Source organism: Blautia sp. An81 (assembly GCF_002161285.1).
Classification (GTDB): Bacteria; Bacillota; Clostridia; order Lachnospirales; family Lachnospiraceae; genus Blautia; species Blautia ornithocaccae.
In genome coordinates, this window is the sequence record NZ_NFHH01000014.1 from 78698 (window position 1) to 98032 (window position 19335).

At 45.2% G+C, this 19335-nt stretch carries 17 protein-coding genes; 2 read left to right on the top strand and 15 right to left on the bottom strand.

Features of this window, described 5'->3' with window-relative positions:
* Positions 1-49: 49 nt before the first annotated feature.
* From B5G33_RS12850 to recQ, 5 genes are read right to left on the bottom strand one after another with little or no spacing between them, the layout of a single operon-like run.
* The gene (locus B5G33_RS12850; RefSeq protein WP_087269302.1) at positions 50-547 is read right to left on the bottom strand and encodes a winged helix-turn-helix domain-containing protein; all 498 of its coding nucleotides are present in this window, start codon (positions 545-547) and stop codon (positions 50-52) included.
* Between the two features lie 18 nt (positions 548-565).
* Positions 566-3220 (bottom strand): magnesium-translocating P-type ATPase, encoded by a 2655-nt coding sequence (gene mgtA, locus B5G33_RS12855; RefSeq protein WP_087417911.1) that lies wholly within the window; start codon positions 3218-3220, stop codon positions 566-568.
* Between the two features lie 40 nt (positions 3221-3260).
* The gene (locus B5G33_RS12860) at positions 3261-4076 is read right to left on the bottom strand and encodes a DNA-3-methyladenine glycosylase family protein (RefSeq protein WP_087269296.1); all 816 of its coding nucleotides are present in this window, start codon (positions 4074-4076) and stop codon (positions 3261-3263) included.
* Positions 4077-4082: 6 nt separating this feature from the next.
* Positions 4083-5423: an MATE family efflux transporter gene (locus B5G33_RS12865; RefSeq protein ID WP_087269293.1), complete on the bottom strand. Its 1341-nt coding sequence runs from the start codon at positions 5421-5423 to the stop codon at positions 4083-4085.
* Between the two features lie 56 nt (positions 5424-5479).
* A complete protein-coding gene (gene recQ / locus B5G33_RS12870; RefSeq protein ID WP_087417912.1) occupies positions 5480-7330 on the bottom strand; it encodes a DNA helicase RecQ in 1851 nt (616 codons plus the stop codon).
* Positions 7331-7522: 192 nt separating this feature from the next.
* Here recQ and B5G33_RS12875 point away from each other — a divergent pair, with 192 nt between their 5' ends.
* Positions 7523-7882: a helix-turn-helix domain-containing protein gene (locus tag B5G33_RS12875; RefSeq protein WP_087269287.1), complete on the top strand. Its 360-nt coding sequence runs from the start codon at positions 7523-7525 to the stop codon at positions 7880-7882.
* A 19-nt stretch (positions 7883-7901) separates the two neighbouring features.
* Here B5G33_RS12875 and B5G33_RS12880 read toward each other — a convergent pair whose 3' ends face one another.
* The 7 genes from B5G33_RS12880 to B5G33_RS21370 form a co-directional block, all read right to left on the bottom strand.
* Positions 7902-8336: a hypothetical protein gene (locus B5G33_RS12880; protein WP_242974697.1), complete on the bottom strand. Its 435-nt coding sequence runs from the start codon at positions 8334-8336 to the stop codon at positions 7902-7904.
* Between the two features lie 111 nt (positions 8337-8447).
* Entirely contained in the window at positions 8448-9008 is a 561-nt protein-coding gene (locus B5G33_RS12885) for a hypothetical protein (protein ID WP_087417913.1), read from the bottom strand.
* The gene (locus tag B5G33_RS12890; protein ID WP_242974698.1) at positions 9001-9504 is read right to left on the bottom strand and encodes an RNA polymerase sigma factor; all 504 of its coding nucleotides are present in this window, start codon (positions 9502-9504) and stop codon (positions 9001-9003) included. The genes B5G33_RS12885 and B5G33_RS12890 overlap by 8 nt, the downstream gene beginning before the upstream one ends.
* A gap of 202 nt (positions 9505-9706) precedes the next feature.
* Positions 9707-9850, bottom strand: coding sequence for a hypothetical protein (locus tag B5G33_RS21695; RefSeq protein WP_204247388.1), 144 nt, complete (start codon positions 9848-9850; stop codon positions 9707-9709).
* 312 nt (positions 9851-10162) lie between these two features.
* On the bottom strand, positions 10163-11227 hold the full coding sequence (locus tag B5G33_RS12900) for a DUF3878 family protein (protein ID WP_204247389.1): 1065 nt from the start codon (positions 11225-11227) through the stop codon (positions 10163-10165).
* Entirely contained in the window at positions 11220-11951 is a 732-nt protein-coding gene (locus B5G33_RS12905) for a histidine phosphatase family protein (protein WP_087417916.1), read from the bottom strand. The genes B5G33_RS12900 and B5G33_RS12905 overlap by 8 nt, the downstream gene beginning before the upstream one ends.
* Before the next feature lie 413 nt (positions 11952-12364).
* The gene (locus B5G33_RS21370) at positions 12365-12610 is read right to left on the bottom strand and encodes a hypothetical protein (protein WP_158229619.1); all 246 of its coding nucleotides are present in this window, start codon (positions 12608-12610) and stop codon (positions 12365-12367) included.
* 158 nt (positions 12611-12768) lie between these two features.
* On the opposite strand from B5G33_RS21370, the gene B5G33_RS12910 reads away from it, so the two are divergent.
* Positions 12769-13374 carry a helix-turn-helix domain-containing protein gene (locus B5G33_RS12910; protein ID WP_087417917.1) on the top strand — a complete coding sequence of 202 codons (606 nt, stop codon included), beginning with the start codon at positions 12769-12771 and terminating at the stop codon, positions 13372-13374.
* 259 nt (positions 13375-13633) lie between these two features.
* Here B5G33_RS12910 and B5G33_RS21140 read toward each other — a convergent pair whose 3' ends face one another.
* The 3 genes from B5G33_RS21140 to B5G33_RS12920 form a co-directional block, all read right to left on the bottom strand.
* Positions 13634-13783, bottom strand: coding sequence for an ATP-binding protein (locus B5G33_RS21140; RefSeq protein ID WP_162614063.1), 150 nt, complete (start codon positions 13781-13783; stop codon positions 13634-13636).
* An 11-nt stretch (positions 13784-13794) separates the two neighbouring features.
* Positions 13795-15015 carry a polysaccharide deacetylase family protein gene (locus B5G33_RS12915; RefSeq protein WP_242974699.1) on the bottom strand — a complete coding sequence of 407 codons (1221 nt, stop codon included), beginning with the start codon at positions 15013-15015 and terminating at the stop codon, positions 13795-13797.
* Between the two features lie 320 nt (positions 15016-15335).
* On the bottom strand, positions 15336-19019 hold the full coding sequence (locus B5G33_RS12920) for an ABC transporter permease (protein WP_087417918.1): 3684 nt from the start codon (positions 19017-19019) through the stop codon (positions 15336-15338).
* Positions 19020-19335 lie beyond the last annotated feature (316 nt).

Here is a 19335-nt window from a genome sequence, read left to right on the forward strand (position 1 = left end):
ACATGACTAAAATCTTGCGATTTCCTTGCGATTTGTTAAGAATTAAAGTTTAAAGCCTGTCGTTGAATTTATATCCTATGCCCCAGATGGTCAAAATATACTCGGGAGCGTCTGGATTTGGTTCAATCTTTTTCCTGAGTTTTCGGATAAACGCCATAATATTGCTGTCATCCAGCAGGTAACTGCTTTCCCATACTGCCTGATATATCTGCTCTTTTGTAAAAACCTCTCCCCGGTTCCGGGCCAGAAAATATAAAATATCAAATTCCTTAGGTGTCAGTGATATTTCCCCGTTATCCCGGGTTACCTTTCGAGATCTTGCATAAATGGCCAGATTTCCGCATTGGATGACATCATTTACAGGCAGTGGCGTTTCTCCATCTCCCAGTTCCAGCATAAGGGAGCTGGAGGCTCCGCTCAGTAAGTCTTCAATCCCTTCTGCCAGTTCTTCTTTCCCCTGAATATCTGGTGCGGAAATCCGCAGTTTTTCATGAAGCCATTTAAGCAGGGAGGAATCCAGACTGATCAGGCCAATGTTCTTTTTCATGTGAGACTCCTCCTTTCCTTAACACAGTTCATGGTATTTTTTTACATACCAGCCTTTTGCCAGAGTAACCAGCAGTAAATACAAAAGTACGGCCCCTATCAGAAAGCCAAAATAGAAAAGCGGCAAAGCTGTCAGACCGATCAGCTCTCCCAGAGGGGTAAAGGTCAAAACAGTAAAAAGCAGGATTCCCAGTGTAGTGACCAGCATCATGGGAGGGGAGGGCTTACTTTGGAACAGAGGTATTTTTTTCGTCCGCAGCAAATGCAGGATCAGGGTCTGAGACCACATAGATTCCAAAAACCATCCGGTCTGAAAAAGAGCTATAAATCTGGCCTGTTCAGCAGTCCCGGATAATGACCAGTAACTGCCGCCGCATACTGCAGGACAGCAGACGAAAAACAGGAATACAAAAGTCAGAAGGTCAAAGATCGTACTGATAGGGCCAAAAAATCTCATAAAACGCCCTAAAGTCCGTCCGGACCACTCTAAGGGCTTTGAGCAGGCATCCTGGTCCACATGATCCCAGGGAAGGACAAGACAAAGGGTATCGTAAAGAAGATTCAGGAGCAGAAGCTGCACAGAAGTCATTGGAAAAAAGGGCAGCAATATGCCTGCAGCTACAATGGATAAAATATTGCCAAAGTTGGAAGAGGCCGTAATCCTGATATATTTGGACATATTGGAAAAGGCCTTTCGTCCTTCCAAAATCCCCTCCTCCAATACATTCAGATCCTTCTTCAATAAAATTACATCTGCACTCTCTTTAACAGCTTCTGCCGCCGTATCTACAGAAATTCCCACATCTGATTCCACTATCGCAGGCAGGTCATTCATTCCATCTCCCAAAAATCCGATGGTATGTCCGTTTTCCTGCAAGACTTGGAGGATTGTGACCTTTTGTTTCGGAGACAGTTCTGCAAAAACCGCTGTATTTTCAATGCGGATCATCTTTTCGTCTTCTGACAGGGTATCCATTTCCCTGCCAGTCAGGATCTGTCCCTCCTGGATTCCCAGACGCCGGCAGACAGACGCCGTAACATCCTTCTGGTCTCCCGTCAGTACTTTGATTTCCACATGAAGGTTTTTCAGCTTTTGGATTGCGTCAGTGGCTGTTTTTTTAGGCGCGTCAAAAAATGCCAGATACCCCAAAAGAGTCAGTTCCTGTTCATCTCCTGCATCCATTTCTTCTCTATCTGTTTTCTTATAAGCCACTGCCAGAACCTTCATGCCGTCCTCCAGCATTTCATCCACAATGGCATGGATACTGGAAAAACCGTCCGTTTCCATCAGGCTTCGTTTTCCCTTGTACTCAATATAACGGCAGCGTCTGCATACATCATCTATACTCCCTTTGACGATCAGCAGGTTCTGACCTTTGTGCTTTACAAGGACACTGGCAAACTTTCTATCATAATCAAATGGCTGCTCATCCAGTTTCAGATACTGTCGGGCAAGTTCAGCAAAATGAGTTTCATGCTCTGGCATCTCCCGGCATCTGAGGACGGCGGTATCCAGATGGTTGGCCACTCCAGTATGATACAGACTGTTCAGGTAACCATAGTCCAGCACCATTTCACTTTCATTTCCCAGAATATCCATATAGTATTCCAGCAAAATCCTGTCACCTGTCAAGGTACCTGTCTTATCTACACAAAGTACATCCATGCTGCCGAATCCCTGCATGGCATTGATGTTTTTCACTACAGTCTGTTTTTGTCCCATGGCAGCACAGCCCTTTGCAAGACAGGCATTAATAACCATAGGCAGCAATTCTGGCGTCAGTCCCACCGCTGCAGACAGCCCGAACAAGAATGCAGAAAACCAATTTCCTTTTGTCAGTCCCCAGGCTGCGAAAACAACCGGGACCAATACTGCCATAAAGCGGATCAGTACCCATGCAATAGAGTTAGCGCCCTGGTCAAATCTGTTTTTTCGATTTGATTCTTCCCCGGAGAAACCTCCGTAAACCGTATCCTGTCCTACTGCCAGTACCACCCCCTCTGCCGCTCCCCCAGTCACAGAGGAGCCCATGAATCCAATATTGCTGTATTGGTTATAAGTTTTTGATCTTTCCATGGGCAGGATACCGGCATCTTTTTCCAGTATGGCGCTTTCTCCTGTAATAACCGATTGTGAGACAAACAAATCCTTTGTCCATGTCAGACGTATATCTGCCGGAATACGGTCTCCGGCAAAAAGACGGACTACATCTCCCACCACCAGCTCTGAAGAAGAAATCTCCTTCCATTCTCCATCTCTGCGTACAGTCACAGTAGAATGGAGCAGACTTGTCAGATGATCTGCAATACGTTTTGCACGCATTTCCTGGATAAAGCGCATTATTCCGCTGACCAGCAGCATAGACAGGATTATCATAACTGTAGTCAGATCCCGGCTGAAATTTGATGCAAGAATCACATCTGTTATAAATGAAATAACCGCTAAGATAAATAAAATAATTGTAAACGGATTGATAAAGGCTCTCTTCAGTCGATATAAAACAGAGTCCCTGGCTCGTCCTGCTAACAGATTACTGCCATACTGACGGCGTCTTTTTTCAATCTGCTCAGTGTCATATCCCTTCCCGGAAATTTGAAGATCACGATATAATATATCGATTCCTGTATGTGCATAGTGAAAAACCCGTCGGTGGATCGACCTGTCATTTTTCATCTCTCTCGCCTCCAAATATTTTTCTGGTCCTCTTTTATGTCTACTGAAAAAGTTCATAATAAAATATGTATTGCTGCATCACGCCGCTGCAGTCTTTGTATCTGTCAAAAGGAAATCCCTGGGGATAGTGTTTTTCCAGGGCCTGACGTATATGGGTATCTACAGGAAAAGCCTCCATCTGATGAAGGGCAAAGAGGCAGATACAGTCTGCCACCTTCTCTCCCACTCCGTAAAGTTTCAGCAGTTCTTCTCTGGCTTCCGGATACTTCATATTCCGGACTGCCTCCAGAGAAATTTCTCCGTCCATGACCATTCTGGCTGTTTTCTTTATATACCGGCTCCGATATCCCAGATTACAGTCCCTCAGATCCTCTTCCCTGGCCTCTGCCAGGGCTTCCGGCCTGGGGAATGTATCATAAGTTCTCCCCTGACTGTTCTGCCGCCTCTCCCCGTATCTTTCGCAGATATTGGCAATGCACCTGCGTATCCGGGGGATATTGTTCTGCTGGGAAATAAGAAATGACACGATCATCTCCCACAGGTCCTGGTGAAGAATACGGATGCCCTGTCCCAGCCGGGCCGCCTTTGCAAGATACTGATCTTTTTCGTCAATCTCCCGTATAAACTTTCCATAGTCTGTTTGCAAGTCAAAATAGTCCTTCCAGAATCCTTCCATATCCTCCCGGGAACAGTAAAATTCACATTCCTGTCCATGCTGGCAGATTTCCAGATACTTTTCTGCCGCCAGAATCCCGAACCTTTCCTCTCCCAGATCTTCCATGCGGAAACACTGTCCTGAACGGTGGATCTGAGCAATCTCAAAATTTTCCAGCTGTATTTTTATCTTCTGCTCCATTATTTTCTATCCTCTTCCTGTTGTTTTCCACTTTCCTGTCCGGTACCTGGCAAAAGATATGAGATAATTTGCCAGCCATCCCATAGGAACCGCATACCACACAAAAGCAATACCGAATCTGGGGGCCATGGTTACCGCCACCACTACCCGGATGCAGAGATTCACCATGTTGGCAATGGTAAACACCTTCATATCTCCTGCACCTCTTAAAAGACCATCTGTAATCATCTTCAGACCGATAAAGCTGAAGAAAAATCCAATAAACCGCATATAGGACATACCGGTGTTCATGGCAAGGACCGTTCCCTCTTCTCCCAGAAACATGGCTATAAGAGGTCTGTAGAATAGTTCCAGGATCACACAGAGAAGGATTCCAAATCCAAAAACAATCCCATAAGCCGTATGATACCCTTTCACTGCCCGTTCCTGTTTCCCTGCCCCCAGGTTCTGGGCAGTATAGGAAGACATCACATTTCCCATGGCGGCCATGGGTACGATACAGATGCTTTCAATCCGCATTCCCGCAGAGTATCCTGCCAGCATCTGGGCCCCAAAACTATTCACCACAGACTGGACCAGCATCATGCCGATAGAGACTGTAGACTGCTGGAGGATGGAGGGAAGGGCAATCCTGCACATTTCTCCCAATTCCCTTTTGTCAAACCATTGGCTTTGCTCTCCCCCTTCATAGCTTTTCATTTCCCCTGCAAAAATCAAAAAAGCCATAACCGCAGAGATTCCCTGAGCGATCAGAGTTGCCCAGGCCACACCTGCCACCCCCATGTGAAAGCTGCACACCATGATCACATCCAGCACTACATTAAACACCGAGGAAAAAATAAGCAGATACAGCGGAATCCTGGATTTTCCCAGAGCGTTGAACATAGATGCCAGCACATTATACATAAACAGGAAAGGCAGCCCAATAAAATAAATATTCAGATATTCCGTGGCATCCTCCATAATATTCTCCGGCGTGTTCAGAAGTTCCATGATCTCTTTTCCCAAGAGAAGTCCCGCTCCTCCCAGCACAATGCTCACCGCCAGAAAAGAAAGCAGTGCCGTGCTCACAGAAGTCTTCATTCTTTTATAGTTTCTGCCGCCGAAATACCGGCTGGTCAGCACCGAAGCCCCCATTCCGCCGCCAATGGCAATGGATATAAACACATTAGTCAGAGAGTAAGAGGCTCCCACTGCCGCCAGGGCATTCTCCCCCACAAACCTTCCCACCACAACAGAGTCCACCATGGTGTAAAACTGCTGAAACAAATTTCCTATGATCATAGGAAAAGCAAAAAATAACAAAGCTTTTAAAGGCTTCTCCCGAATCAGATATTCCTTTTCCATTTTTATCTCCTGTTCCTTGTAGTCAAAAACCTCGCGGGAATAAACTTCTATATCCGCTACTCTTTTTCAATATGGTTTTCTTCTATAAATTCTTTAATAATATCAGAAAATACTTTGCCATACTTCTGGTATTTATTATTTCCCACGCCATTGATCTCTAACATCTCTTCTCTTGTTACGGGAAGATAGGAGCTCATTTCCCGAAGAGTCTTATCGGAGAAAATAATATAAGGCGGTATATGAGCCTCCTGGGCCATCTGATACCGTTTTTGCCGCAGCATTTCAAAGAGCTGAGGATATTTGGTTTCTTCGTTTCTCTTTGCCTTCTGTTTTTTCGGTCTGCTCTCTTCTTTTTCCTGCTGCCTGGGAAGTTTCAAGACTACTGTTTCCGGCTTCTCCCCTTTCAGGAAATCCCTTCCCTTTTCTCCCAATTTCAGCACTGGATAATCTCCTGAAGTAAGAACCAGATAATCTTTCACCAGCAGATCATTGATGATCTGGCGGATACGGGCGTTAGTTGTTTTATTCAGTTCCCCGTAATGTAGATTTTCCTCCAGTCCAAACTGCCGGACTTTCTCTGTCCTGGCCCCGCGTACTCCATCGCAGACGGCCACGATCCCATACCGCTCTCCTGTAGATTTTACAAGCCCCAGGATACTTCTTGTCTCTTCCGTCACATCCAGATCTTCAAATTCCGTAAGGCAGTTCTTACAATTTCCGCAGTAATTGCCTCCGTATTCTCCGAAGTATCGGAGGATGTATTCTCTGAGACATTCATTGGTGAAGCAGTAAAAAGTCATTTTCCGCAGCCTCTCCATATTTCGCTCCCGGATAAGAGCCTGTTCTTCAAAATCCAGTTCTTCATTTCCCTGCTGCTGGATCAGAAATTCATTCATCTTTACGTCCTGAGCTTTATAGTAAAGGATACATTCTCCAGGCTCTCCATCCCGCCCGGCCCTGCCTGCTTCCTGGTAATAGCTCTCAATATCCTTAGGCATATTATAATGGATCACAAACCGGACATTTGATTTGTCAATTCCCATGCCAAAGGCATTGGTAGCCACCATGATGGGCTTTCTGTCATAGATAAACTCCTCCTGGTTTTCCTTCTTTTCCCTGTCAGAAAGCCCTGCGTGATAACGTACTGCCGAGTAACCTGCCCCAAGAAGGGCTTCCTGTACTTCTTCCACTGTCTTCCTGGTATTACAGTAGATAATGCCGCTTTTCTCCGGATTTTTCCTCAGATATTCCAGCAGGGCATTCATTTTATCTTTAGGCTTTTCCACCGCAAAATACAGGTTCTTCCTGTCATAGCCCGTAACCATAACCTTGGGATTTTGGAGGCCCAGGATACAGAGAATATCTTCTCTTACTGCTTTCGTAGCCGTGGCTGTGTAAGCCCCGATTACCGGGCGACGGGGAAGCTGGCTGATAAAATCCACAATTTTTAAATAGCTTGGGCGAAAATCCTGACCCCACTGGGAAATACAGTGAGCCTCGTCTACTGCCACCATGGAAATCTCCACTGCCTGGATCAGAGAAAGAAAAGACTCTGTCATCAGCCGCTCCGGGGCCACATAGATGATCTTATATCTGCCCTGTCTGGCCAGCTCCATAGCTTTCCTGTACTGTCCTTCTGTAAGGGAGCTGTTTATGTAAGCTGCATGGACTCCTGCCGCATTCAGGGCAGACACCTGGTCCTTCATCAGGGAAATCAGGGGCGAGACCACAACAGTAATGCCCGGAAAAAGAAGAGCCGGCACCTGAAAGCAAAGGGACTTGCCTGCTCCCGTAGGCATGATCCCCAGCACATCCCGTCCGGAAAGGGTACTGTCTACCAAAGTTTCCTGCCCTTCCCGGAAAGTATCATATCCAAAAATCTGTTTTAGTATTTCAAATTTATTCATAATCCTCCTTAGATATCTCCAAACGCATCATGTACAAATCCTATTGTAGCAGAAAAATCCCTTAAAGAATAGAAAAGCTGAAATTCTATTTTTATCCCTTTTTTAAACTATATAGAAAATCTCTCCTTATAGTACATTCACCATAAGAAGAATTTATGCATATAATATAAAAAACTCCCAGGGTTGCAAAAGATGGATTATGAAAAGATTGGCAAACGAATCAAAAAATATCGAGAGGCTGCGGAAATGACTCAGGAAAACCTGGGGGAAGCCAGCCATTATTCCCCTCAGCATATCAGCAAAGTGGAAAATGCCCAGACAAAGCCTAGTCTGCAATGTATCCTTTCCATTGCCAATGCGCTTCAAATATCTATAGACGAACTGGTATGCGGAAATGTATCCGCTTCTTCTGTAATTTTGGACAAGGAGATCCAAGAGCTTTTAGAAGACTGTTCTCCTCAGGAAAAATATATTATTCTGGAAATCGTCAAAGTTTTGAAAACCAATCTGAAAAACCTTATACAAGATATGGAAATGTTTACAGGGCGCTAGAAATAGCGCCCTGCACTGATCACAGAAACTTCTGCATATCCTTCATTAAAGATTCCTCTGTACGCACAATATCCTTTGCCAGGTTCATGCTCTGTCCCGAGGCATTTTTGTATTCATTGATATAGCCTCCCAGAGTCTGGATTCCCATATTGCAGCCGTCCATGACCAGTTTTGCCACCTGGCTGCTGTCGTCCTTCATCATCAGTTTCATCTCCGTGGTCATTTTAGAAAATGCGGATGCCATCATTCCCGGCTCTTTTTCCTTGCTGCCGTCTTCCATGAGCATTTTCGCCGCCTTTTCTTCATAAGCCTTGTGCTTCTTGTCATAAGTATCCATCAGTTCTTTCAGCTCTTCGTTCTTCACATAATCTCTCATCTGGTCAAAACTGTTGATGGCCATTTTGCAGCCCAGGCTGCACTCCCGCAGAAGTCCTCTGGTCTGTGCGTCCATCATAATCCCTTCTTTCCTGTTTTCTCTTTTTACAGCATCGGCCAGGTCATGACAGCCCTGTGTATAGCCTGATGCCGCCTGTAAAAACAGTATTCCCCAAAGAATCCCCCTTTATTACTTAACCAATATCTCTGTTTCCAACTGAGGCTCTTCCGGAGTTCCGGTGACGGTTAGTCTTCTCTCTTGCCCCTCAAAGGTATAGTCCTGGGTATAAATTCCGTTTTCCCTGAGCTGATCTGTAATATCAATCTCCGTATCACCTATGTTCAGGCCCAGCCGTCCGCTGTCTTCATGATAGACCAGCGTCACATAATATTCTCCATCTTCACCATATTCATGGACCACAGTGATCTGGGTGCCGTCCTCGGCGTGAAGCACCGTCTCATAGGGAGTGGAAGCCTCTTTGTCTACCGTCAGATTCTTAAACACCATAGCAATCTGCTGGGCCGCTTCCCCTGCCAGCTGTCGGACATCTGTATCAGAAGCCGCCAGAACTCCTACAGATAAAGAACAGGTCAGCACCACAGCTGCTGCTGCACCTGCAAATGCTTTTCTTTTCAATCTTGGATATTTTTTCGGCTTTGTCATTTTATAAACCTCCTTCACAGCTCCACTGGAAGGTGTCAGGTGGCCGCAGGCCTTTTGATAAATTTTTTTTGGAAACTCTTCATTCATAATATTTAACCTCCTCCAGCAGTTTTTTCAACTTTTTACGTGCTCTGGAAAGCCAGGTCTGAATGGTGGAAGGACTTTTTCCCAGCATATCCCCAATGTCTGCCACGGAATATTCTTCATAATAATACAGATAGATGGGAACCCGGTATTTTCTGGGCAGCCGGAAAATCTGCTCCAGAAGCTCTTTTTCCCTTATTCTTTCATATCCTTCTGCTCCGGCCTGTCCTTGTTCTTTTTTCTCTTTCTCCTGGACAAACTCCATTCGCTTTTTCCATGGAGAGGCAATCAGCCTTTTACATTCATTCACTGTAACATGGACCAGCCAGTGCTTCAGATGCTCTTGGCTGTCAAATTCCGGATTTTTCTGATAGAGCTTCATAAAAACTGTCTGCATAATATCTTCTGCGTCATGACTGTTTCTGCAGTCATGGAGAGCAATCCGGTAAACCATATCCTGATACTGAGCCACAATTTCAATATATCTGATTTCTTCCACTGTTTCATACCTCGCAGGCGCCCTGTTCTTTTCCTATTGTGAAAAGCCTTTCACCTATAATACCCGAAAGGCCAGGAAAAAATCTCACTTTTTCCAGAAAAGTTTTTCAGACAGAAAAAGAACCCCCGGCAAGGTTACTCTCACCCTGAGGCTCTCTGTATTTTTTAATCCTGTCATTTTGCTGTAAAAACTGGAAGTTGCTTTACTCACGTTCTATAAAGCCAATGAATGAAAAAATCAATCCCACAACGCCTATTCCCATAGTAAGCAATCCCATTCCTGATGAAGAAAGAGAAATTACGATAGCAAAGAGTAATATCGCAATGCCTAATCCTATCTTTTTCATAGTAAGTCCTCCTTTGCAAATTAGGATTCCTATGTATTTTACAGGAACCAGTTAAAAGGATTCAACAGTTCAAAGAAAAAATGCAGGAAAGTATCCTTGAGTTTTTCTTTGGCATATGTTTTTCCCCTTCTTAGGCAAAAAAGCGCCCGTACAAATGAAATTAGTGTAATCACTGGAACATATATTATCAATACCAAAATTATAATCCAGAATACTTCCATACAAATACTTTATCTCCTCTGTAAATGGGGGTATGATCTTCTCTGGGAATAAATCATGTTTTCTCATTCTAGGCCACAGCAGCTAAAGTTTCTACCTCTCTATCCGTCCTTGTCTCCCTTTACCTTTGAAGAATCCTCCATTCAGTCCCAGGCTCTTTTTCTTTCCTGAAAAGTCTTCACTGACCATAAGCTGGATCCTGAAATCAAATTTCTCCCACTCCATAAATCCTACTGTAAAGGGATGTTCCTCCACTGCCAGGATCTCCATGCCTTCCTTGGAAAATCTGGGGTATTTTCCCCGAAATCCCCGGCGGTACAGCTCATCTTCCACATGGAGCCGTTCCTTTTCTATCCGTTCATTCATTTCTTTTCCATAATCCCGCTTTTTGTACTGGATGGATTCTTGACAGACCAGCTCTCTGATCTTTTCATAAAGCTTCTGGCTGCAGGGACTTTCCATTCTGTAGATAATCACCTTTTCCAGGAAAATCAGGGGCACTTTCTCATAGATTCCTGCCAGAAATGCCATAGCTTTGTCTCCCGCCAGACCGGCGATTCTCCTCATCTCTGCTGCTCCCTGGACAGTATCTGGATAATAAGGATCCAGAGATTCTTTTATAGGACTCCAATACCGAAAAGGCCGGAATTCCATAAGCCGCATCAGTTCCTGTTCCCTTGAGGTACACATGGCTTCCCCAAAATACTCATATTTATCATAGACTGTTCCCAGCATATAGACCAGCTGCCGCCACTGCTCCTGACCCTTTTCCTTCAGCCAGAAATGTCCGATCTGATGGTATTGGTATCCTTCCAGTTTTACCTGGATTTCCCGAAACCAGAGGGTAAAAATATTTTCTTCTCCCTGATGTACCACCAGAACTTTCTCCTCTTCCTTAAAAGAAAGATATCCCACAGTACATGACTCATATCCGGTGAGATATTCTCCGGTACATCTGCAGTCTGTAAGGACCAGATAACATTCCAGAGCATCGTTCATCATATAGGGGACATACCCCTGCCCCTGGCGGATATAAAGCTCAAATACCTCTTTATCAAAGATTTCTTTCAGCTTTTGAAATCCTTCCTCCATGTCCGGAGTAACTCCGGCAAGTTTTTCCATGCTGTCTGTCATATCCCTATCTTTCCTTTCAGTCATGGCGCTGGAAAGGATCATCGAAGGTTTCGCAGAACCGGGCGGCAAAAGCCGGTTCTTCCCCCTTTGCATAGAGATGAGATACATCCCCGTAGGACCTCATACGGAATAATGCAATTCCCTCCCGTCTTTCCTCAGTGATCACCGACGTTACAGAACTGGGTGCCGCCACGAAATGGTGCCACAGGATCATCGGAGAAATATGCAAAAGGTGACTTAAAAGTACGCATCCCAGACCAAAGTGACAAAAGAAAGCCAGCTTATCCTTATTAGCCCTTTCAACCCTGTAATAATTTTCTTCTCTCACATAACCGTGTTCCTTTAATAGCTTGTCAAAATTTTCTGTTACCCAGTCATACTCAGCTTTAACATCTTCCTCCTGAAATACCGGTGCCTTCCACCAGTTATCATAGTCATAAAATTCCGGATTCTTCGTCCAGTCCTGAGGCAGCCAGTCCCAGGAGATCATTTTCTTCTCCGTTACATCCGGTCTGTTGATCCTGGGGCTAAATTCCCGCAGCCATGGGCAGACAACAGCCTCTCTGTTTAATTTTTTCAACGTGCAGGAAGCGGTATCCCTGGCCCTTCCAAGGGGAGACACATAAAAATCCTGAATGTCCATTTTTACCAGTTTTTCGGAAAGATACTCAGCTTCCTTCCATCCCTTTTTTGTAAGAGAATCTATCTTGTAATCCGGATCTCCGTGTCTGATGATCAATAATTCCATTTTTTGTTCCTTTCTCTGTCTGTACCTATTACGTTTTACAAAAATATGTCTATCTTTTTCTTAAATGCTCTGTGCTGGCCGACTGGTAATCCCTGGCATATACCGCCTGCATGAAAACTTTAAATTCCATTGTTCTTTCTCTCCATATCAATTTAGCAGAGAATTTGATATTTTTCTCACTTTCACGGATAGAATGAACTCCTTCAAACACCCATCTTCCATCACAAAGCCTTTTATCATCTAATGCAGTTACCGAGCTTTTCTCGGTAACCGTATTTTAATCCATTTCTATACTTTGCTCGTTATGTTAGGAAATCATTGAACATGATGTCACCAAAAGATGTTTTTCAAGTTCGTATGATTTCCTGAAAATTATAGCATACTGCTGCAAAAACTAAAAGTAATTATACTCATTACCCTAGATTCTCCAATACGCCGTCCAGTATTTTCCGGTTACGGTGCTCGTTTTTCAAAAACTTGGCAATAGAACTGGCGGAAAAAGTTTTTCCCATATTCTCAATGATATATTTTACAACACGTTCAAAAAGGTCCTGCCGACTGATCCATTTCTGTGTACCGATTCTGGATAATGTGGTCATCTGAAATTCCCCGGTTCCTAAGTTCCTCCACAGGCATTTCAAAAATTGTAGATTTGCCACACCTGCGTACACCCGGAAGAATTTTCACCAGCGGTTGGTCGATAATAAGTGGAATACAGCATTTTTTTCTGAATTAGACACGAAAAAACCCCAGGTAAACGATCCGTCGGTTTTAAAAATCACGGTTTTGCGGTATCCTTATTCCGGGAGGTGACGAAATGGACCCGGAAAAATTCGGCGCTTTTGTGGCTCTCTGCCGCAAAGAAAAAAATATGACTCAGCTGGAGCTGGCTCAGGAATTAAAGGTTACGGATAAAGCCGTAAGCCGCTGGGAAAGGGGCAAAGGCTTTCCGGATATCAGCCTTCTTGTCCCACTGGCTGAAGCTTTGGATATTACGGTTTTAGAACTTATGAATTCCGAAAGGAGGGAAAAAAGAATGGAAGATTTTTCAGAAGAAAGTATCAAAGACATGGTAATCCATGTTGCTGCAATAGAAAAGAAAAACCAGAGAGATGATCGTCTTATCACTTGGATCCCAGTCCCTGTGGCCCTTATCACTGCATTTCTGACAAGATTCACGGGACACGGAAGTCTGCTGGCCGGACTTCTTTTAGGCGGTCTCACAGCCCTTGCTGTGGTGGGGCTGGTCCTTTTTGTCCTGGACAGAAAAGACAATACCAGCCGGAAAGCCTATGGCATCCTTATGCTCCTAGGCACAGGCGTTACCCTGGTCTTCCTGTACCTGATGGGTATCAGCACACTGCTGCTTCTGGGCGGCTTATTCCTTCTGTTATGCATTACAACATTCGTTGCTTTTTCATAAAAGAAGCTGACGCATTAATCAAAACCAGGAACCTTTATACATTTTACTCCTCAGTCTGTGCTGCTTTGAGCCTATGGTCTCAAAGCTATGCTCGGCAAATTCGCATAAAATGTATAAAGGTTCCTGACATATAATTTGCCCCTTTAATCTTTTTGTAATTATATAAGGTTATCCCGCTGGTAAGGAAGATTTCCTCTTTCGGTAAGCAGCACAGGCCTCTCCTTTCCCGGCATATTTGCTTTTCAGCGACAGAGGCCTCTCACAGCGGTATCTTTATTACCACCTCTGCTCCCCCGGTTTTCCTGGAATTTCCCAGGGTCAGTGTTCCCTTATGCTGTTTCACAATAGTATTTGCAATATACAATCCCATTCCATAATGCTGTTTGGAACTTCTGCTTTTATCGCCCATATAAAGCTTTTTTATTCTACCTGCTGTGTTCCCTCGCCGAAATAGTAATATGCTTTTCCATTCTCCAGAGTAATTCCCTTTGCCCTGGCAAGTTCCTCTACGGTCACCAGCTTGAAACCCTTTGCCACCAGCTCTGGTATCATGCGGATGGCTGCTTTTGCAGACCATTGGTGAATGTCATGCATCAATACCACGGAACCATCCCTGGCATTATCCATAACGCATCGATAGGTCATATCCTCACTCTTAGTTTTCCAGTCTTTCGTATCAATGCTCCACATGATAATAGGAAGGCCGGAGACTGACCTTACTGTATGATTAAAAGCGCCTCCCGGAGGTCTCATGCTTGCAGGCGCCTTTCCCGCTATCCTCTCAATAATTCTACTTGTCTTCTCAATCTCATTTGAGACCTGGGTACTGGAAAGGTTGGTGAGAATCGGATGGTCATAAGTATGATTTGCCAGTTCCATTCCCAGTTTCTCCATATGTTTGACCGTATTCGGATATCGTTCTGCATTCTGGCCCAGCATGAAAAACGTGGCTTTAGCATTGTTCTCTTCCAGACATTCCAATAATTCTTCCGTATACTTCCCCGGTCCGTCGTCAAAAGTCAGCGCAATCATGGGCCTTACTTTCTCACTGTCGTATTTTCCGCTTTCATCGAAATAGCAATCTTTTCCATCAATAACATGCCAGCCTGTCTTTACATAACCATTTTCATCAAAGTAATATTGACTTCCGTCAATATCATGCCAGCCCTTCCCATAAGAAGTTCCGTCTGCAGCAATGTACCTAATGCCTTGGGAATCCGACTGCCAGCCTCTTAACGTGATTTCTTTGAAAAAATCCTTCGTGCCGGAGGCGTTCATCTCCGGCTGGCTTAAAGTTGTCGTCACCTGTGTTCCTGAATCTTCACTGACCTGTTCCGCCCCGTCACGGACTCTATCCGGCAGCAGCCTGCTGATCCCAAGAACTGTCAACGAAAACACAAGGAGCGTTATCGCCGCCAAAATTCCATAACACAAGTTGCGTTTTCTTCTCTGCCGTCTTAATTTTTCCTGGCGTCTTTTGTTCATGGGCTTCTGCAATGAACCGCTGCAGCGAGAGCCTCTGGAATCTCGGAAACTTCCAGGATTTCCTGAACTATACTGTGTTCTTGATTTTCTGACCTGCTGGGAAGCCCTGGTAGATCTGGAGTTTCTGGGACTTTCAGAAGTTCTTCTTTTGTTCATAGTAGTTTCAGTAATTTCCTTTCTTCGTAATTTTTCCTCATTATACACAACACATCATGGCTTGTATACGCAGCCCTCTTAGAATTTATTCTTTCTTTACAAAAGTTTCCAAATGCTTTAGTAAGCATTTTGTTTTTCTAAGAAAATGGGGCTGTCGCATTAATCGAAATCGAGAATATTTATACATCTTATTGCTCAGTCTGTGCCGCTTTGAGCCTATGGTCTCAAAGCTATGCTCGACAAATTCGCATAAAATGTATAAATATTCATGACATATGATTAATGCGACAGCCCCATCTTCTTTATTTTCTGTCCGGCTTCTATTCCACACTCTTCAGTGACTCTACCATATTGATTTCTTTCAGTTTAAAATACATAACAAAGTTTACAAAAGCTGAGAATACAGCCGTTAGCACTGCGCTGATCAGGAAGCTGACCAGGGATACATGCTGACCAAACATAACCATATCCACCCGGATAGTATGAATGATATACTGGTGAAGGAGAGTTCCCAGTCCTACACCCACCACAATGCCCATGAGAGTAAGGATAATATTCTCATGGTACACATAAGCCGCCACTTCCTGATCATAAAAGCCCAGGACTTTTAATGTGGCCAGTTCCCGGCGCCGCTCCGTAATATTTACATTGTTCAGGTTATACAGTACCACAAAGGCCAGAAGGGCTGCTGTTACGATCAGTACAATAATTACCAGCACCAGGGCCTGAAGCATATCGTTAATCTCTCTTTTGGTATCAGAAGTATAACTTACATTATACACACCTGGCTGCTGAAGGATTTCTGAGCCAAGCTCATTCTCTCTCTCCTGCCCCTCCGAAGTAAACTCTGCATACATTACCTCAAACTCAGCCGGTTCTCCATAGATTTTCTCATAGTATTGGGGCGACATGTATGCATAGTTCATAATGTAATTTTCTACCACGCCCACGACCTGTACTTCCTGACTGCTGCTGCCGTCCTCTTTTTCCATGGTAATACTGTCTCCTGCACTTACCCCCAGGGTATCTGCCATCCATTCTGTAAGAAGGATTCCTTCGCCGTCCAGGGTGTAGACTTCCTCTGAGGTCCTGTTCTGCAAGACTGTCATGGTCTGGAAGTCTTCCTTATTTTCCGGAACACAAAGATAGACTTCTCCATTTCCTTCTTCCGTACTTACATCCACCATTTCCATATGGACCATAGTAGATGCCGCCACATCTTTCTCATCTTCCAGCCAATGTCCCAGGTCTTCTTTTTCTTCATCCGTACCGCTGAAAGTTATCATTGCATCGTAAAGCTGGATATTATCGTATTGAATTTCGGCCAGATCGATTATGGAATCCCGCAGGCCAAATCCGGTGACCAGCAGAGCCATAGTGGCAGAGATTCCAAAGATTGTCATAAACAGCCGTTTTTTATACCGGAAAATATTCCGGAAAGTAGACTTTGTAGTAAAATTCAGCCGTTTCCAGATAAGTGGTATGTACTCCAGCAGTACCCGCTTTCCTACCTTTGGAGCTGCCGGACGCATAAGTTCTGCCGGGCTCTCTCTCAGTTCATTCATGCAAGATAAGCCTGTTGCCAGCATAATGCAGACAAAGGATATTAACATGGCCTGAATAGCAAACACCGGACGGTATGGAATATCCGGCTGTTTCAGACAGTCATACATAATTCCATAGCTGACCTGGATAACATAAGGAAACAGCTTCTGTCCCACCAGGATCCCCACAGCGCCGCCGCTTAAAGTAGCGCTGCCTGCATAAAAGAGATATTTCATGGCGATATCTTTTTTGGAGTATCCAAGGGCCTTCATAGTTCCGATATGGCCCCGCTGCTCTTCTACCATTCTGGTCATAGTAGTAAGACTTACCAGGGCTGCCACCAGGAAAAACATCAGCGGGAAGACCCTGCCGATTGCACCGATCTGAGCTGCATTGTCCTCCATTTCACCATAATCTTCCACCACGTCATCTCTGGTATTCAGATACCATTCCGGCTGTTCCAGGTCTGCCAGCTCTGCCTCTGCATCAGCAATCTGCTGTTCTCCATCAGCAATCTGGGCCTCTGCTTCTTCTTTTCCTTCTAAATAATCCGCCTCTCCATCTTCCAGCTCTTTTCTGGCATCTGCCAGCTCCTGTTCCTGTTCAGGGAGCTGAGCCCTGGCTTCTTCAAGCTGGGCTCTGCCGGAAGCAATCTGGGCCTCTCCATCTGCAATCTGCTGTTCATAGGCTGCAATCTGAGCCTGGCCGCTGTCTACTTCAGCCTGGGCCGCCTGCAGCTGGGCCTTAGCAGCCTCCAGTTCCTGGCGTCCCTGGGCAATCGCTGCCTCGCCCTGAGCAATCTCTTCCCTGCCGGCAGTAATCTGAGCTTCGCTTTCCTCCAGCTGAGCCCTGGCTGTCTCCAACTGATTCCTTCCTTCTGACAGCTGGGCTTCCCCCTGGGCGATTACCTGCTGAATCTGCTGTATCTGGGGAGTCAGAGCAGTCTCCTGGGCAGACAGCTGGGCTCTTGTCTCTTCCAAAGACACTGTAAGATTCTGAATTTCTGTCTCCAGAGCAGCTTTCTGTGCTTCCAGTTCTCCAATCTGAGCCAAGATTTCTTCATCATTTGAGCTTTCTCCATCTGGATTTTCAGGGTCTGAAGAGGTTCCAAGAGATGCCTGAAGCTGATCGATCTGCCCCTGGATAGCCGCCGCCTGGCTTTCCAGTCCTCCTATAGCCTCTTCCTGTTCTGACACTGCTGTTCTGAGAGTTTCCAGTGCCCCTTCCATCTGTGCAAGCTGAGTCTTTCCGGCTTCCAGTTCTGACTGAGACTGATTTAAGACCTCCTCCTGGGCAGACAGCTGGGCCTTCCCGGCCTCTAATTCTGCCGCTCCCTGTTCCAGTTCAGCCTTTTTCTCTGACAGCAGCTGTTCTGAATCATTAAGCTGGGCTTCATTTGCCTCAATCTCTGCCCACCCGGCCCTTACCTGAGCTGCACCTTCTTCCGCCTGGGCTTTGGCTGATTCCATCTGGGCTTTTGCATCGTTAATCTCCTGCTGGCTCTGGTTCAGCTGAGCTTCGCTGTCTGCCAGCTGCTGTTTTCCATCTGCCAGCTGCTTCTCTCCATCATTGACCTTGGCCCAGCCATCATCCAGGGTCTTTCTGGCATCTGCAAGCTCCTGCTGGGCAGTAGCCCTTCCATCTTCCAGCTCGGCTCTGGCATCCGCAAGCTCACCCTGTGCCTCATCATAAATCTGGTCATATCTCCACTGGCACTGGACCCCTGCCGTCCCTTCCAGAGTATCCTGGACGCTGCTCACCAGCTCCTTGTATTCATCGGAGTAACATTCCAGGGTTCCTGCGCCTTCCAGCCGGATATTCATCTGGGTATAGACCTCCATATCAAAGGCCTCCGGCAGAACCACGGCAAATCCGGTGACCTGGCCATTTCCTACAGAGGCGCTGCCCCTGTTTATTGAGAGATACATAGGGCTGGACCCTATACCGGTGATCTCAAACTCCCCATATGCCAGCCCTTCCGGTTTATCTCCCTCCTGCTCTTCCTCATAAAGAGTGATTTTGTCTCCGATCTGACAGCCAAGGGCCTGGGCAAGTTCCGTATCCAAAAATATTTCGTCTGCCTTTTCCGGCAGCCTGCCTTCCTCTGCCTGGCACTTTGCCATATCACTCTGAGCCATCAGATGGACTACATACTGTTCTCCTTCACTGTCGCACAGATAGTCCGAGGAATAAGACAGTTCTGCTTCCTGCACTCCTTCTGTGTCCAGCACAGCCTCCAGATCTTCCTCCTGAAGGCCCATGGTACTTACTGCCTGGAGATCAAATAATCCCGTATCATCCAGATATCCGTCTGTAGTGCTGAGCATATCCGGCATGGAGGCCCTCACCCCTGAAAAAAAGGACACTCCCAGCGCCGACATAAGGAACAGGGAAAGGAACCTGGGTAAAGTCCTTTTGATTTCCTGGCGTATATCTTTATGTAATGCTTTCTTTCTCACCCGCCATCCTTCCTTCCCGCTATCATAGTAAAAGGGGCCCTATAAAGTTATATAAATGATAAATTTAATATATACTTTACTGCCCCCTGTATTTTACATTTATTACATTTTTATGCCTGTTAAGATATATTATCTATATTAAAATTTTAAACTTTTTTTCCCTTTTTGTCGAGTAAAGAACTATAAAATTTTTATAATCCTAAAATGAAATTTTAAATTCCACTCCCTTAATGGGGTGTAGAGTTTACTCCTGCACAGTTGATATTTACTCTTTCATACATCCGTGGTATGGTTATCTCTCCTTCTGACAGCAGTA

Coding starts and splice junctions, on each gene's coding strand:
- B5G33_RS12850 (WP_087269302.1), bottom strand. CDS start 547: ATGAAAAAGAACATTGGCCTGATCAGTCTGGATTCCTCCCTGCTTAAA.
- mgtA (WP_087417911.1), bottom strand. CDS start 3,220: ATGAAAAATGACAGGTCGATCCACCGACGGGTTTTTCACTATGCACAT.
- B5G33_RS12860 (WP_087269296.1), bottom strand. CDS start 4,076: ATGGAGCAGAAGATAAAAATACAGCTGGAAAATTTTGAGATTGCTCAG.
- B5G33_RS12865 (WP_087269293.1), bottom strand. CDS start 5,423: ATGGAAAAGGAATATCTGATTCGGGAGAAGCCTTTAAAAGCTTTGTTA.
- recQ (WP_087417912.1), bottom strand. CDS start 7,330: ATGAATAAATTTGAAATACTAAAACAGATTTTTGGATATGATACTTTC.
- B5G33_RS12875 (WP_087269287.1), top strand. CDS start 7,523: ATGGATTATGAAAAGATTGGCAAACGAATCAAAAAATATCGAGAGGCT.
- B5G33_RS12880 (WP_242974697.1), bottom strand. CDS start 8,336: ATGATGGACGCACAGACCAGAGGACTTCTGCGGGAGTGCAGCCTGGGC.
- B5G33_RS12885 (WP_087417913.1), bottom strand. CDS start 9,008: ATGAATGAAGAGTTTCCAAAAAAAATTTATCAAAAGGCCTGCGGCCAC.
- B5G33_RS21695 (WP_204247388.1), bottom strand. CDS start 9,850: ATGAAAAAGATAGGATTAGGCATTGCGATATTACTCTTTGCTATCGTA.
- B5G33_RS12900 (WP_204247389.1), bottom strand. CDS start 11,227: ATGACTGAAAGGAAAGATAGGGATATGACAGACAGCATGGAAAAACTT.
- B5G33_RS12905 (WP_087417916.1), bottom strand. CDS start 11,951: ATGGAATTATTGATCATCAGACACGGAGATCCGGATTACAAGATAGAT.
- B5G33_RS12910 (WP_087417917.1), top strand. CDS start 12,769: ATGGACCCGGAAAAATTCGGCGCTTTTGTGGCTCTCTGCCGCAAAGAA.
- B5G33_RS21140 (WP_162614063.1), bottom strand. CDS start 13,783: ATGGGCGATAAAAGCAGAAGTTCCAAACAGCATTATGGAATGGGATTG.
- B5G33_RS12915 (WP_242974699.1), bottom strand. CDS start 15,015: ATGAACAAAAGAAGAACTTCTGAAAGTCCCAGAAACTCCAGATCTACC.